This window comes from Brevundimonas sp. 'scallop' (assembly GCF_011045535.1).
Lineage (GTDB): Bacteria > Pseudomonadota > Alphaproteobacteria > Caulobacterales > Caulobacteraceae > Brevundimonas > Brevundimonas vesicularis.
The window spans coordinates 2,197,022-2,212,483 of the sequence record NZ_CP039382.1 but is presented as its reverse complement, the minus strand read 5'-3'; the positions used below and the strand labels follow the sequence as shown (position 1 = coordinate 2,212,483).

The following is a 15,462-nucleotide window of genomic DNA, read 5'->3' as shown; positions in this document are numbered from 1 at the left end:
TTGTGAGACGAAAGAACAGAATGTGGGAAATCTAGATGCGCGCCAATCGCCGCACGCTTCTGCAACTGGGTGTCGTCAGCGCCTTGACGCAAGCGACGCCGGCGTTTGCACAGTCGAGCCGTTCGCGCACCTTCGACGCGTCCGACTATGGCGCGGTGGGCGACGGGGTCACCATCAACACGCGTCCTATCCAGGCCGCCATCGACGCAGCGGCAGGGCAGGGCGGCGGGGTCGTGGTCGTGAAGCCCGGTCTGTATCTGTCAGGTTCGCTATTCGTGAAGTCGGGGGTGACCCTGTCGATCGAACGCGGCGCCACCCTGCGCGGCGTTCAGGATCTGGCCGCTTATCCGATGGTTCGCACGCGTGTTGCGGGCGTTGAGATGGACTGGCCCGCCGGCTTGCTGAATGTCTATCAGCAACAGAACGCCAAGATCACGGGCGAGGGTCTGGTCGATGGTGACGGCAAGGTTTTCTGGGACGCCTATTGGGCGCTGCGCCGCGATTATGATCCGCGCGACCTGCGATGGGCGGCTGACTACGACTGCCGCCGTCCGCGGTTGGTCCACGTTTACGATTCACAGCAGGTCGAGGTTTCCGGTCTGAATCTGGCGCGATCGGGCTTCTGGACCGTCCACGTCTGCTACTCGCGGGACGTGAAGGTCGCCGACCTGATCATCAGGAATAACATCGGCGGACGCGGCCCTTCGACGGACGGCATCGACATCGACTCATCGGAGCGGGTGTTGGTCGAGAGATGCGACCTGTCGGTCAACGACGACGCGATCTGCATCAAGGCCGGACGCGACTGGGACGGGCTGCGGGTAGCCCGGGCGTGCCGTCAGGTGAAGATTCGCGACTGCATCGTCCGTGACGCCCTCGCCGGGATGACCTTCGGATCGGAGACATCTGGCGGATTTGACGACATCGAAGTCTCTGGGCTGAGGATCGAGTATCCGGTGCCGCTGGGGATCTTCTTCAAATCAGGCCACACACGCGGCGGCGTGATCTCCAACATCCGCCTGCGCGACATCCATCTGCAGGACGTGCGCACATTGATGCAGGTGAACCTGAACTGGTACCCAAACTACAGCTACGCCCAGATCCCGGACGGCATCGCGGACGTGCCGGATTACTGGCGCGCGCTCGCCACGCCCGTGCCGCGCGAACAGGGCACTCCCCGTATCCACAATGTTCGCCTGTCGAACATCAAGGCCGTCGGCGGCAAAGTCGGATTCGCCGCCGCCGCCTATCCCGAAGCGCCGCTGAAAGACTTCATTTTCGAACGGTTGGACTGGGATGTGCAGGATGCGGGCGCCATCGCCAATGCCGAGAACTGGCGCTTCCGCGACTGCAACATCGACACCCTGGACGGCCAAGGCCCCAAGGTGACCGAGTCGTCCGGCGTCACAGGCCTTCGATCCAGACAAGCATGAAAAACCAAAAAGTTGTGGGAGTTAGCGCGATGAAAATCCTTTCCGCCTGTTCGATGCTGGCATTTGGCGCGGTCGCGCTTGTGGGGGGCGTCTCCGGCGCCGCCCAGGCAGAAGTCCTGCGGCTGAACACGCCGGCGGTGGGCCTGACCAGCGACAGGATCGGCGCCTTGCCCGATGCGGAGCGCGGTCCGTGGGCCGAGTATCTGGCACGCTCCCAGGCCCAGCATCTGGCCGACCGCGCTGCGCTCGCGGCCGAGCTTCCCGCCGGAGTTGCTCCGCCGCCGCCGCCCAAGGCCGTCGGACCCGCCCACTACAACATGCCGCTGGATCGGCCTGCCGACTGGTACGCCACGGCCGACGCCCGGGCCGTCGCGGATGCGATCGTCAGTTTCCAGACGCCCGCCGGCGGATGGAGCAAAAATCAGGATCGCAGCATTGCGCGCCTGCCGGGTCAGCGGTTCTCCAACGATGCCGAAACCATGGAGCAGAACCCGGCGAACTTCGATGCGCCGGCGGATCGCTTCTGGACCTTCGTCGGCACGTTGGACAACGAGGCGACGTGGTCGGAAATGCGTTTCCTGGCCAAGGTCGCCGCCCACGCGCCCGGACGCGACGGCGACGCCTGGCGCGCCAGCGTCATCCGAGGCGTGCGGTATCTTCTGAACGCGCAATATCCAAATGGCGGCTGGCCTCAGATCTGGCCGCTCGAAGGCGGCTTCCACGACTCCATCACCTTCAATGACAATGCGGTGGCGAACGCGGCCATGCTGCTTCGTGATGTCGCCCATGGCGCTGAGGGCTTCGACTTCGTGCCGGCTGAACTGGAGACACGGGCGGCCGAGGCGACTCGAAAGGCGATCGACGTGATCCTCGCGGCACAGGTGCGTCAGGGGGATCGACTGCTGGGCTGGCCGCAGCAGGTCGAGCCCATGCGACTGGTTCCAACCAGCGCTCGGAACTACGAGCCGCGATCCATCGCAAGCGGCGAAACAACCGATATCCTGATCTTCCTGATGGGCGAGGAGAACCCGTCGCCGGAGATCAGGGCCGCCGTTGGCGGCGCCGCCGAATGGCTTCAGGCGGTGCGTGTCTATGACAAGTCATTCGAAATGACCGACGACGGACGCAAGCTGATCGACAAGGCCGGTGCGGGTCCGATCTGGTCTCGCAATTACGATCTGGTTACTGGACGTCCCATCTTCGGCGACAAGGATCAGACCATCCACGACGATGTGAATGAAATCTCCGTCGGAAGGCGCAACGGCTATTCTTGGTGGATTTCATCGCCGCAGAAGGCGCTGGACCTCTACGCCGATTGGTCCAATCGGGCCGGGTGAATCCGGGACGCTGATCGGTATTGTCGACGCGGTCTGGCGGCGCGTCTGCGACATTGGTTTGTGAGCCACTAACGGCGTGAACGCGCCCCTGGCTCCGGCGCTATTGGGTCAGCGCGGCGAAAGCAGGTGAACCATTTGCCGTTCAGATGGTTAGCCAAGCCAGACTTTACGGAGAGGGCTGGCATGAGCACCCATGGACTAAAGGATGCGGTCGTTCGACCGCTGCATTGGCTATTGCTGGCGTTTCCGATCGCGCTGTTCACCTTCGCCCTGTTCACCGACATCGCCTATCTGAAGACGGCCGAGGTCCAATGGACCAACTTCTCGGCCTGGCTGATCACCGGAGCGTTGGTGTTCGGCGGTGTCGCTGGCCTGTTTTCGATCTTTGATTTCGTCGTCGGCCTGCGCCACGGGCGGTCACGGCGGGCGACGGTGCATCTGGTCGCGCTTGCGCTGGCCTGGGTGCTGGGGCTGGTGAACGCCTTCAAACACAGCCAAGACGCCTGGAGCTCTGTCGGAGCCTTCGGTCTGATCCTGTCGATCCTCTGCACAATCCTGGTCCTGGTCGCCGGCTGGACCGCCTATGCCGCGCGGGAGAGCGTCCGATGAACAAGAATCTGCTCGCCGCCAGCGCCGCTACCCTGGCCATGGCCCTGACGGTCGCATCGTGCGGCAACGCCAGCGATCCGAAACTGAACCAGACCGGCGCGACGCCCGACCTGCCCAAGGTCAACGAGACGCTGGTGCCGCCGATGAAGATTAGCCCGCCGGCAGGCTGGAACGGCGAGATGCCGACGGTGCCGCAAGGCTTTACGATCAGCGCCTTCGCCACAGATCTCAAGATTCCGCGTCAGATGCTGGTCCTGCCTAACGGCGACGTCTTGATCGCCGAGGGGCGCGGTGGCCATGCGCCCGCCATGCGGCCCAAGGATGTGATCGCCGGCGTCATCAAGAAGCAGGGCAACACCAAGATCAAAGGCGGCAACCGCATCACCTTGGTGCGCGACGCGAACAACGACGGCACGCCCGAACTGCGGACCGTTCTGGTGGACAACCTCGATGCGCCCTACGGCTTGGCCTATGTCGACGGCTATCTCTATGTCGCCGAACAGGGGGCGCTGGTCCGCTTCGCCTTCCAGCCGGGCCAGACCGGCATCGCGACGCCTGCCGAGCGGGTGACGGAACTGCCCTCGCGCATCAACCACCACTGGACCAAGTCCCTGACCGCCAGCGCGGACGGATCGAAGCTGTATGTCGGCACCGGCTCGAACTCGAATATCGGCGAGCGCGGCATGGCGGTCGAAGAAGAGCGCGCCACGGTTTGGGAGATCGACCGGGCGACCGGCGCGCGGCGCACCATCGCGACCGGCATTCGCAATCCAACGGCCCTGGCCATCGAGCCGACCACCAATCTGTTGTGGTCGGTCGTCAATGAGCGCGACGAACTGGGGCCGCAACTGGTCCCGGACTATCTGACCCAGGTACGTGACGGGGCCTTCTACGGCTGGCCTTACAGCTATTGGGGCCAGAACCGCGATCCGCGCGTGATGCCGCAGAACCCCGAGATGGTCGCCAAGGCCATCCGGCCGGACTACGCCCTAGGATCGCACGTCGCCGCCCTGGGCCTGGATTTCGCCCGCAATGGCGGCTTTGGCGGGTCGTTCGCCAACGGCGCCTTCATCGGCATGCACGGCAGTTGGAACCGTCAGGACCCGTCCGGATACAAGGTCGTCTGGGTGCCCTTCAACGCCGGTCGTCCTGCGGGTCAGCCCGTGGACTTCGCCACAGGCTTCCTGAAAGACGGCAAGGCGCGCGGGCGTCCTGTCGGCGTCGCGTTCGATGGGAACAGGCGTGTGCTGTTCGTCGCCGACGACCTGTCGAACACGGTGTGGCGCATCGCGCCTGCGCGATAAGCCGGCTTCTCCCTCGCCCGGCAAGGGCGAGGGAAGTCGCTATTGTCCTCGACACATAGCCGAATAAGAAAAATCCCCGGCTGCGAGCAACCGGGGACCTTTCATATGGGGCTGAGCTGTGACCTACGGCGTGAAGTCGATGGTGCGTTCGAAGGGGGCGTCGACAGGGTGGCCGCGATCCATGATCGGCGTGACCTCGGCGCCGTTCATCAGGGCCAGGGCGGCTTCGCCAAAGCCCATGCCCGGACGGCTTTCTTCCAGTACGACGCAATCGGTGACGTGGCCCGACGCCAAGGCGGTGCAACGTAGCCGCACGCTGAAGCGGTCGGTGCTCTCAGCCCTGGGCGCGACGGCGCGTTCGATGGCGGGTTGAGGCGCAGTGTACAAGGCCGCGTCCCTTAGCAGCGGTCCAGTCGGGGCGCCCAGCAGGGCCGTCATCAATGTCAGGCTGAAGGTCAGTGTCATGGCAGGCCTCGTTCGTCTTCTATTAAGATTTGAACGAGATCTCCGTTCCCCGAACTTTCAAAAACGCGCGGGTGTGTGCGGCGCACCACACTTCGATTTCTCTGCTGACGTCAGAATGGCCTCAAGCTGGACTGTTGTTCCTGGCACAGGGTCTTCAGCCACGAACGCACGGTGCGCAGACGCGCGGTGTCGTGGACATCGCGGTGGGTGGCTAGCCAGAAGCGACGTTCGATCAGGATCGACGGCAGCACGCGCACCAGACCCTCGGCCAGGAAGCACGGCAGGACGCCGACGCCGCCCCCGGCGACGATGATCTCACGCTGCGCCCGGATCGAAGACGAGGCGACGTGGGGCGCGAGGCCCGGCTGGACCTCGTCCAGATAGCGCAACTCGGGCGCATAGATCAGATCGTCGATATAGCCGACGATGTCGAAGCGGCTCAGGTCGTCGACGGTGTTCGGAACGCCGTTGCGGTGCAGGTGATCGGGCGAGGCGTAGAGGGCCAGCTGATATGGCGTCAGCGGCTCGACGATCAGGCGTGCGGCGTGCGGCGCCGCCAAGGTGATCGCCATGTCGACCTCTCGGCGCGTCGGCGACAAGAAGCCGGAAGTGGCCGCCAGTTCGATCCTTAGACCCGGATGGGCCAGACGCAACGCGGGCAGGGCGGGGGCCATCAGCGTGACGCCAAACCCCTCTGACGCACTGACGCGCACGACGCCGGCGGGCGCGTCGGGCTGGGTCACGCGGCCGGCGGCCTCCATCGCGCTTTCGGCCTCCAGACCGATATCGAGAAGTTGGGCGCCGGCGGCGGTCAGCTGAAGCCCGTTGGTCGAGCGGACGACCAGGGTGGATTTCAGCGCGCTTTCCAGCCGGGCGACCCGACGCCCGACCGTGGCGGCATCGACGCCCAACCGCTGCGCCGCGCCGCCCAGCGAGCCGGCGCGCGCCGCGGCGATGAAGATGCGCAGATCGTCCCAATCGTACATGGCCATCTAGCCGTCTTGCAAAAACGCAGAATGTTGCCTGCAACTTTGCATTATCGACCCACGCGCAGGGGTGATAGCCATAGCCGCAACAAAAGAACCAACAGGGACACCCAGGCCATGCGCGACATTCGCCACTTCATCGACGGTGCGGCTTTCGACGGCGCGTCCGGACGCTTCAGCGACGTGTTCAATCCCAATACCGGGGATGTACAGGCTCGCGTGCAACTGGCGACGACAGGTGAGGTCGATCGTGCGGTCCAGGCGGCGCAGAACGCCTTTGACGGTTGGGCTTCGACCAATCCCCAGCGCCGCGCCCGCGTGATGTTCGACTTCAAACGCCTGGTCGAGGCGCGGATGGACGAACTGGCCGAGCTGCTGTCCAGCGAGCACGGCAAGGTCATCGCCGATTCCAAGGGCGACATCCAGCGCGGCCTGGAAGTGATCGAGTTCGCCTGCGGCATCCCGCACGCGCTGAAGGGCGAATACACTCAAGGCGCCGGCCCCGGCATCGACGTCTATTCGATGCGTCAGCCGCTGGGCGTGGTGGCGGGCATCACCCCGTTCAACTTCCCGGCCATGATCCCGATGTGGATGTTCGGCGTGGCCATCGCGGTGGGCAATACCTTCGTGCTGAAGCCGTCCGAGCGCGATCCGTCGGTGCCGGTGCGTCTGGCCGAACTGATGCTGGAAGCCGGGGCGCCGAATGGCGTGCTGAACGTGGTGCATGGCGACAAGACGGCGGTGGACGCCATCCTGACCCATCCGCTGGTTCATGCCGTCAGCTTCGTCGGCTCGTCCGACATCGCCCACTATGTCTATCAGACCGGCGCCGCCAACCATAAGCGCGTGCAGGCCATGGGCGGGGCCAAAAACCACGGCATCGTCCTGCCCGACGCCGACATGGATCAGGTGATCAAGGATCTGTCCGGCGCGGCCTATGGCTCGGCGGGAGAACGCTGCATGGCGCTGCCGGTCGTGGTGCCGGTCGGCAAGAAGACTGCCGACGAACTGCGCGAGCGGATGGTTGCCGAAATCCCCTCGATGAGGGTCGGTGTCTCGACCGATGCGGGCGCCCACTATGGCCCCGTCGTCACGGCTCAGCATCGCGAGCGTGTCGCGGGCTGGATCGAAAAGGGCGTGCAGGAAGGCGCCGAACTGGTCGTCGATGGCCGCGACTTCAGCCTGCAAGGGCACGAGAAGGGCTACTTCATCGGCCCGTCGCTGTTCGACCATGTGAAGCCCGAGATGTCGTCCTATCAGGAGGAAATCTTCGGCCCCGTCCTGCAGATCGTGCGCGCCGAGACGTTCGAGGATGCGCTGGCCCTGCCGTCGAACCATCAGTACGGCAACGGCGTCGCCATCTTCACCCAGAACGGCCGCGCGGCGCGCGACTTCGCCGCCCGCGTCAACGTCGGCATGGTCGGGATCAATGTGCCGATCCCGGTTCCGGTCGCCTATCATACCTTTGGCGGCTGGAAGCGTTCGGCCTTTGGCGACATCAACCAGCACGGCATGGAGGGCGTCCGCTTCTGGACCAAGACCAAGACCGTGACGGCCCGCTGGCCGGACTCGGCGCTGGAGCATTCGGACAGCTCGTTCGTCATTCCAACGATGCGCTGAGGCCGTCATGGATTTCGCTCTCAACGACGATCAGCGCGCCATTCAGGACGCCGCCCGCGCCTTCGCCGAGGCAGAACTGGCGCCCCATTCGGCGCGCTGGGATGAGGACAAGCATTTCCCCGTCGAGGTGATGAAACAGGCGGCCGAAATGGGCTTTTGCGGCATCTACACCGGCGAGGAGCACGGCGGCATGGCCCTGGGGCGGGTCGAGGCGGCGGTGATTTTCGAAGAGCTGTCGCGAGGCGACGTGGCGACGGCGGCCTTCATCTCGATCCACAATATGGCGACCTGGATGATCGACCGGTTCGGGTCGGACGATCTGCGCGCCCGGTTCGTGCCGGATCTGGTCGGCATGGAGAAGATCGCCTCCTATTGCCTGACGGAGCCGGGATCGGGGTCTGATGCGGCGGCGCTGCGGACGACGGCGGTGCGGGACGGCGACCACTATGTGCTGAACGGCTCCAAGGCCTTCATTTCCGGCGCAGGCACGTCCGACGTCTATGTCGTCATGGTCCGCACGGGCGGCGAGGGTCCGAAGGGCGTCAGCGCCGTCGTGGTCGAGGCCGGCACGCCCGGCCTATCGTTCGGCGCGCAGGAAAAGAAGATGGGCTGGAACGCCCAGCCGACCGCCATCGTCCAGTTCGACGACTGTCGCGTGCCGGTCACCAATCTGCTGGGCGAAGAGGGGGCGGGCTTCCGCTACGCCATGGCCGGTCTGGACGGCGGGCGCCTGAATATCGCCGCCTGTTCGCTGGGCGGGGCGCGACTGGCGCTGGAGACGGCGCAGGACTACGTCGCCACCCGCAAACAGTTCGGCCGCCCGATCGGCGAGTTCCAGGCGCTGCAGTTCCGGCTGGCCGACATGGCCACGGACCTGGAGGCGGCGCGGCTGATGGTGCTGCGCGGCGCCTGGGCCATCGACACCGACCATCCGGAAAGGACGAAGTGGTGCGCAATGGCCAAGCGCCTGGCTACGGACGCCTGTTTCCAGATCGCCGACGAGGCCCTGCAACTGCACGGCGGCTATGGCTATCTGAAGGACTATCCGCTGGAACGGATCGTGCGCGACCTGCGGGTTCACCGCATCCTGGAAGGCACCAACGAGATCATGCGGGTGATCATCGCGCGGGAGATGACCAAGTGAGCGAGGCCGAGGTCGTCACCCGGATCGAAAACGGCGTCGGTCGCATCACCCTGAACCGACCCAAGGCGATCCATGCGCTGAACCGGGCGATGTGCGAGGCGATGACGGAGGCGCTGCTGGCCTGGCGCGGCGACGCGGCTGTCCAGTCTGTGCTGATCGACCATGCCGGCGAGCGGGGATTTTGCGCGGGTGGCGACATCCGCATGATCGCCGAAAGCGGTGCGGGCGATGCGTCGGAGGCCAAGGTCTTCTTCCTGGCCGAGTACCGGTTGAACCACCTGATGTTCGACTATCCAAAGCCGATCATCGCTATCGTGGACGGCATCGTCATGGGCGGCGGGGTCGGCATTTCCGAGCCGGCCGACATTCGTGTGGCGACCGAGCGCACCACCTACGCCATGCCTGAGACCGGGATTGGCCTGTTCCCCGACGTGGGCGGCGGCTGGTTCCTGTCGCGCCTGCCGGGCCAGACCGGCGTCTGGCTGGCGCTGACAGGCGCGCGGCTGAAAGCGGCGGATACTGTGGCCCTTGGCATCCACACGCACTTCGTGCCCGCAGATCGCGTCGAGGCGCTGAAGGCCGATTTGATGGGCGAGGCCGCCGATCCGTCGTGGGTCGTGGCGCGCCACGCCGGGGACGCGGGGCCTGCACCGCTGTGGGCCCACCGCGAGGCCATCGACCGGCTGTTCGCCTTCGACACGGTTGAGGAAATTTTCCAGGCGCTTGAGGCGGACGACTCGGACTGGGCGCTGAAGCAGCTGGAAACCCTGAAGACCAAGTCGCCGCAGTCGCTGAAGGTCTCGCTGCGCCAGATCCGCACGGGCGCAACGCTGAACAGCTTCGCCGACAATATGGCGATGGAATACGCCCTGGGCGGCCGCGTGGTGCGCACCCACGACTTCCAGGAAGGCGTGCGGGCCGTGATCGTGGACAAGGACAATGCGCCGAAATGGTCCCCGGCGGACCTGTCGGGCGTTACCGACAAGACGCTGGATGCGTTGTTCGCGCCGCTGCCGGACAATGAAAAATGGACGCCGCTGGCCTGATCACGGCGCCGACAAAGGGAGAGACACCATGACCAAGATCGCCTTCATCGGCCTGGGTAATATGGGCGGCGGCATGGCCGCGAACCAGGCTAAGGCGGGCCATGCGGTCGCCGCCTTCGATCTGTCGGCGCAGGCGCTGGAACGGGCGGTGGCGGCCGGTTGCGTCGCGGCCGGATCGGTCGCCGAGGCGGTCAAGAACGCCGAGGTGGTCATCACCATGCTGCCGGCCGGGCCGCACGTGCTGAAGGTCTATTCCGAACAGATCATCGGCGCTGCGCCGTCGACCGCCCTGCTGCTTGACTGTTCGACCATCGATGTTGAAACCGCGCGCAAGGTCGCCGGTCTTGCCAAATCGGCTGGCTACGCCTTTGCCGACGCGCCCGTGTCAGGCGGCACCGCGGCGGCGGATGCGGGCACGCTGGCCTTCATGGTCGGCTGCGACGATGGCGACTTCGCCCGCGTCGAGGCGGCGCTGGAACCCATGAGCCGCATTACCATCCGCGCCGGCGATCATGGCGCGGGGCAGGCGGCCAAGATCTGCAACAACATGCTGCTCGGCATATCCATGCTGGGCACCTGCGAGGCCGTCGCCTTGGCCGAAAAACTGGGGCTGGACCCCGAACGGTTCTTCGAGATCGCGTCCAAGTCCTCGGGTCAGTGCTGGAGCGTGACCAGCTACTATCCCTGGCCTGGTCCGGTGCCGACTGCGCCGTCGAACCGTGACTATCAGGGCGGGTTCGCCACGGCCATGATGTTGAAGGACCTGAAGTTGGCTCAAGACGCCGCGGCGAAATCCGGCGCCTCGACGCCGTTGGGCGCACAGGCCGAGGCGCTCTACGCCCTGTTCGACGGTATTGGGCACGGCGGCCGCGATTTCTCCGCCATGCTGCAGATGCTGCGCGGCAAGCTGGATGAGCTTAACCCGGCATAGATGCGTCTTTCGCATTGTGATTGCGGCCCGTGCAGCTTCGGCGGCACGGGCCTTGTCGTAAAAGGCTGCGGCCTCGACTAAGATCGCTGACGGCTGGTGCGACCAAGGCGCGCGCCTGCCGCGTTCGCCTTATTCCGTTCGTCGGAGGGCGTCTGTGAAGAGCGTACTCAAAGCAGCGGTTTAGCTATCATTACGCCGTGCGCCTTCTCTGCCGGAGATTGAAAATCGCCTGAAATGTGGCTTAGCGGCGCTTGCGGCGGACATTGCTCCTGTGTCATGTAACCGCTTACATCGCTTATCGACGGATCTTCGAAAAGGGGCCGGGACGATAGGGAGCAGGGAGAATTCGATTGGACATGGCCGCGCCTAGCGCTGCGTCTGCACGGCAGGAGGGCCAGCCCTTCGCCAAGGCCGCCACCATGCGCGACGTGGCCGAACGCGCCAATGTGTCGGTGGCTTCTGTCTCTCGTGTGTTGAACGGCTTGGGCGTGACCTCGGATGCGACGCGCCAGCGCGTGCTCGATGCGGTCGAGGATCTTCGCTACGTCCCTCACTTCGGCGCCCGCAGCCTATCGACCAGCAAGAACGATACGATCGGCGTCATCCTGCCCGACCTGTTCGGCGAGTTCTTCTCCGAGCTGATCCGGGGCATGGACCTCGCTGCCCGCGCTCACGGCAAGCATCTGATCGTGTCCAGTTCGCATGACGGCGCGGAAGACACCCTGGCTGCCGTGCGTTCGATGCGCGGGCGCGTGGACGGCATGATCGTGCTGTCGCCTCATCTGGGCGCCGCAAACCTGTCGTCAGAGTTCGCCGGTCGGATGCCGGTCCTTCTGATGAACGGCGGCGCGGCCGAGCCGGGCCGGGCGTCCATCATGATCGACAACCACGGCGGTGCCGTCGGCGCGGTCCAGCATCTCCGGTCCACTGGCCGCAAACGCATCGCTCACATTCGCGGCGCCGCCGGCAACATCGAGGCGGACACGCGCGCGGCCGGCTATACGGCGGCGCTGGATGGTCATGACCCGATCATCGTCGAGGGCGACTTCTCTCAGGCCTCGGGCCACCGCGCCGCGACTCAGCTTCTGGCCATGACGGAACGGCCCGACGCCGTCTTCGCCGCCAATGACATGATGGCCGTGGGCGCGCTTCTGGCCTTCCAGGAGGCGGGCGTGCGCTGCCCCGAAGACATCGCCGTCGTCGGCTTCGACGATGTGCCCATCGCCGCCCTGATGCGGCCCGCGCTGACCACCATGGGCGTCAACATCGCGGAAATCGGCCGAAGGGGCGTCGAACGCCTGATTGGCCTGGTCCAGGCCGGCGCGAACGCCGACGCCACGGACACCGCTTGCGAAATCGTTCGGCCGATCCTGGTCGAACGCCAGTCCACCGCGGCGGCCTCGTCCGCCAGGTTCAACAAAGGGTAGGCCAGCCATGTCGCTGACAACCGATCCCATCAGGAGGGGAGAGCTCATGATGACCCAGTTCAATACGCGTAAGGCCGCGACACGTCAGGTCGCCTTGGCCGCCGCATCGGCGCTTGCCATCAGCATGGCGGTCGTCGGCGGCGCGCAGGCGCAGGTCGCGACCTCGACGATTCGAGGCAATGTGACGGATGGCGCGACGGTCGAGGCCGGCGCCACCATCGTCGCCCGCAATGTCGCCTCGGGCTTCACCAGCCGCACCACGGCGAACGCGCAGGGTGGCTACACCCTGTCGGGCCTGCGCCCCGGCACCTATGAGATCACGGCGACGACCGCCGAGAACGAGACGGCGACCGATACCGTCTCGATCGGCGTCGGACAGGTCGGCAACCTGGATTTGGCGGTGGCGGGAGCGGCGACCGGCGCAGCTGACGCCAATGCGGCCAACCTGGGCGACATCGTTGTCACTGGTCGTCGTCTGGTCGAGGTGCGCACGCCCGAAAACGCCACCAACGTCACGAACCAGCAGATTCAGACCTTGCCGCAAATTAACCGTAACTTCCTGAACTTCGCGGCTTTGGCGCCTGGTGTTCGCGTAGGGACCGACGAACAAAATGTACAAATCACGGCCGGAGGTCAGCGAGCGGAATCCGTCAACGCCTTCATCGATGGTGCCAGTCTGAAGTCCAATATCATTGCTGGCGGCATTGTTGGGCAGGACAGCAGCCGAGGTAATCCTTTCCCGCAAGCTGCGGTGCAGGAATTCCGCGTTGTGAGCCAGAACTTCAAGGCCGAATACGAACAGGCTTCGTCTGCGATCATTACAGCTGTGACGCGGTCAGGCTCTAACGAATTTCATGGCGAGATTTTCGGCACCTATCGCGACCAAGACTTTGTTAAGCAGGACGAGTTTTCGCGCGCTCGCGGGCAGGAGAAAGTTCCGCAGGAAATCCAGCAATACGGCGCCGCTTTGGGCGGACCTATTATCCAGGACAAGCTGCATTTCTTTGGCAGCTATGAACACAAGCAGGAAAATCGCGCCAACGCGGTAACTTTAGGACGACATAATCCTGCCTACGTTAGCCAATTTGGTCAGTACATCGGCACATTTGCAAGCCCTTTTGAAGAAGATTTGCTGTTTGGCAAGTTGAGCTTCCAGCCCGCCGAAGGTCATCTCATCGATTTGAGCGTCACGTATCGCGATGAGTCAGAGGTCAGAGATTTTGGCGGTGCCAACTCTATCGAGCGCGCGAGCGGTCTCAAACAGACAACAAAGAGCGCCAATCTTAGGTATCAGTGGCAGGCTAGCTCGTTCCTGAACGAGCTGGCGGTCGATTACCGCAACTACAACTACAATCCGACAGCTGTGAACTTCGATCAGATCGGTCGCAGCTATCGCATCTTCGAAAACGGCTACGATCCGTTCGGCGGTGTGTCGATCCTCAACATCGGTGGCTCGGGCAGCCGTCAGGACATCAGCGATGACGCCCTGACGGTCCGCAACGACCTGACGTTCAATGAAGTGCAGTTCAACGGCTTCCACACGATAAAACTGGGTGCCAAGGTTAGCCGTCAGAACTACAACGTCGTCAAGGAGTTCGGTCGTAATCCCGAGTTCTTCTATGACCTGAACGGCACGGCCAGCGGCAATGCCGCCGTCCCTTATCGCGTCCAGCTTGGTAACGAGTTCCCCACCGTTGACCTGACCAACACCGTCATCGGGCTGTATGTCCAAGATGATTGGCAGATCACGGACAAACTTGAACTGAACCTGGGTCTGCGTTGGGATTACGAGACCAATGCCGACAACAAGAACTACGTCACGCCGGCCTCCGTGGTTGCGGGCCTGAACCAGTGGATCGCCTCGACCGACGGCGGCAAGGCTGCCGGCTATGCGCCGAGTTGGTTCAACATCAACGACTACATCTCGACCGGCGACAATCGTGACCCGTTCAAGAAAGCCTTCCAGCCGCGGATCGGCTTCTCGTACGATGTCTTTGGTGATCGCGGCACGGTCCTGTTCGGCGGCGCCGGTCGCTACTACGACCGGGTTCAGTTCAACTTCGCTTTCGACGAATTGGCTAAGCCGTTCGATTTCACCCAGAACGTCTTCTTCTCGACCACCGGCCGCCCGGCCGGCGTGGCGAACGGCAGCTCGTCCGATCCGATCCTGTGGAATGCGTCTTACGAGACCACAGCTGGACTTGACGCCATCCTGGCCAACATCCCGGCCAAGGGCGAGGCCTTCCTGCTGAAGAACGACTTCGAGCCGCCCCGCACTGATCAGTTCAACCTGGGTGTTCGTCAGCGCGTCGGCGAATGGCAGACCGAGTTCACCCTGGCCTATGGCAAGACACAGAACGAGTTCACCTGGCAATATCTGAACCGCTGCCGCGAACCAACGCGTGGCAACGACGGCAACGGTTTCGGCGACAACGGCGGCTTCTGCGGCCCCGGCGGCACGAACCCATACCGCTCGTATCTGGTGTCCGATCACAACAAGGAGCGGACGTTCAAGGCGCTCTATGTCAAGCTGGACAAGGGCTACACGCGCGACTCCGGTTGGGGCGTTAACATCGCCTACACGCTATCCAAGGCTGAACAGAACGGCGGCAACGACAACTTCTGCTTTGACTGCTTCTCGGTGGAAAGCTCGCCGGTGCGGTCCTCGGGCAATGACGAGCGTCACCGTATCGTGGCCAACGGCATCGTCGATCTGCCGCTCGACTTCCAGCTGTCAGGCATTCTGACGCTGGGTTCGGGCACGCCCTACGACGTGTTCGACGGACGCGGCGCCAACTTTGTCTATCGTCCGTACGGTGCCTATCCCGAGAAGGAGCAGTTCTTCCTGCCGAACGCCTTCGCCTATCGAAATCTGGATCTTCGCCTGACGAAGAACTTCGATGTGCCCGGCGCCGGCGAACTGTCCGTCTATGTCGACGCCATCAACGTGTTCAACTTCAAGAACTACACAGGCTTCGACGGCGGAACGGGCTCGGCAACGAACCCGAATCCGAACTTCGGTCGGCCTTCGGCGGTGCTGTTCCCGACACGGACCTTCCAGATAGGCGCCCGCTACGCCTTCTAAAATCCTGAGCCTGGGCCGTCTTTCGCTTGTCGAAAGGCGGCCTTTCTTTTTCGATAGAGACCCAGTGAGCGTGCC

12 protein-coding genes are annotated in these 15,462 nt (G+C 64.1%); 10 read left to right on the top strand and 2 right to left on the bottom strand.

Annotation, left to right across the window (positions count from 1 at the left end):
* Positions 1–35: 35 nt before the first annotated feature.
* From E4341_RS11085 to E4341_RS11070, 4 genes are all read left to right on the top strand, one after another.
* Positions 36–1,433, top strand: coding sequence for a glycoside hydrolase family 28 protein (locus tag E4341_RS11085; RefSeq protein ID WP_165117281.1), 1,398 nt, complete (start codon positions 36–38; stop codon positions 1,431–1,433).
* Between the two features lie 29 nt (positions 1,434–1,462).
* Positions 1,463–2,770 (top strand): pectate lyase, encoded by a 1,308-nt coding sequence (gene pelA, locus E4341_RS11080; protein ID WP_165117279.1) that lies wholly within the window; start codon positions 1,463–1,465, stop codon positions 2,768–2,770.
* 183 nt (positions 2,771–2,953) lie between these two features.
* A complete protein-coding gene (locus tag E4341_RS11075) occupies positions 2,954–3,379 on the top strand; it encodes a DUF2231 domain-containing protein (RefSeq protein WP_091746054.1) in 426 nt (141 codons plus the stop codon).
* Positions 3,376–4,683 carry a sorbosone dehydrogenase family protein gene (locus E4341_RS11070; RefSeq protein WP_165117277.1) on the top strand — a complete coding sequence of 436 codons (1,308 nt, stop codon included), beginning with the start codon at positions 3,376–3,378 and terminating at the stop codon, positions 4,681–4,683. The genes E4341_RS11075 and E4341_RS11070 overlap by 4 nt, the downstream gene beginning before the upstream one ends.
* 123 nt (positions 4,684–4,806) lie before the next feature.
* On the opposite strand, the gene E4341_RS11065 is transcribed toward E4341_RS11070, so the two are convergent.
* Both E4341_RS11065 and E4341_RS11060 read right to left on the bottom strand, forming a co-directional pair.
* Positions 4,807–5,148, bottom strand: a complete 342-nt coding sequence (locus E4341_RS11065; protein WP_165117275.1) for a TonB family protein — start codon at positions 5,146–5,148, stop codon at positions 4,807–4,809.
* 110 nt (positions 5,149–5,258) lie between these two features.
* The gene (locus tag E4341_RS11060) at positions 5,259–6,140 is read right to left on the bottom strand and encodes a LysR family transcriptional regulator (RefSeq protein WP_240893532.1); all 882 of its coding nucleotides are present in this window, start codon (positions 6,138–6,140) and stop codon (positions 5,259–5,261) included.
* Positions 6,141–6,251: 111 nt separating this feature from the next.
* Here E4341_RS11060 and E4341_RS11055 point away from each other — a divergent pair, with 111 nt between their 5' ends.
* The 6 genes from E4341_RS11055 to E4341_RS11030 all read left to right on the top strand — a co-directional run bounded on the left by E4341_RS11055 (position 6,252) and on the right by E4341_RS11030 (position 15,387).
* Positions 6,252–7,754: a CoA-acylating methylmalonate-semialdehyde dehydrogenase gene (locus E4341_RS11055; RefSeq protein WP_165117273.1), complete on the top strand. Its 1,503-nt coding sequence runs from the start codon at positions 6,252–6,254 to the stop codon at positions 7,752–7,754.
* Between the two features lie 7 nt (positions 7,755–7,761).
* Positions 7,762–8,898, top strand: coding sequence for an isobutyryl-CoA dehydrogenase (locus E4341_RS11050; protein WP_165117271.1), 1,137 nt, complete (start codon positions 7,762–7,764; stop codon positions 8,896–8,898).
* Positions 8,895–9,944, top strand: a complete 1,050-nt coding sequence (locus tag E4341_RS11045) for an enoyl-CoA hydratase/isomerase family protein (protein ID WP_165117269.1) — start codon at positions 8,895–8,897, stop codon at positions 9,942–9,944. The genes E4341_RS11050 and E4341_RS11045 overlap by 4 nt, the downstream gene beginning before the upstream one ends.
* A 28-nt stretch (positions 9,945–9,972) precedes the next feature.
* Positions 9,973–10,875 carry a 3-hydroxyisobutyrate dehydrogenase gene (gene mmsB, locus E4341_RS11040; protein ID WP_240893531.1) on the top strand — a complete coding sequence of 301 codons (903 nt, stop codon included), beginning with the start codon at positions 9,973–9,975 and terminating at the stop codon, positions 10,873–10,875.
* Positions 10,876–11,231: 356 nt separating this feature from the next.
* On the top strand, positions 11,232–12,302 hold the full coding sequence (locus E4341_RS11035) for a LacI family DNA-binding transcriptional regulator (RefSeq protein ID WP_205751279.1): 1,071 nt from the start codon (positions 11,232–11,234) through the stop codon (positions 12,300–12,302).
* A 46-nt stretch (positions 12,303–12,348) separates the two neighbouring features.
* Positions 12,349–15,387 carry a TonB-dependent receptor domain-containing protein gene (locus tag E4341_RS11030; protein WP_240893530.1) on the top strand — a complete coding sequence of 1,013 codons (3,039 nt, stop codon included), beginning with the start codon at positions 12,349–12,351 and terminating at the stop codon, positions 15,385–15,387.
* Positions 15,388–15,462 lie beyond the last annotated feature (75 nt).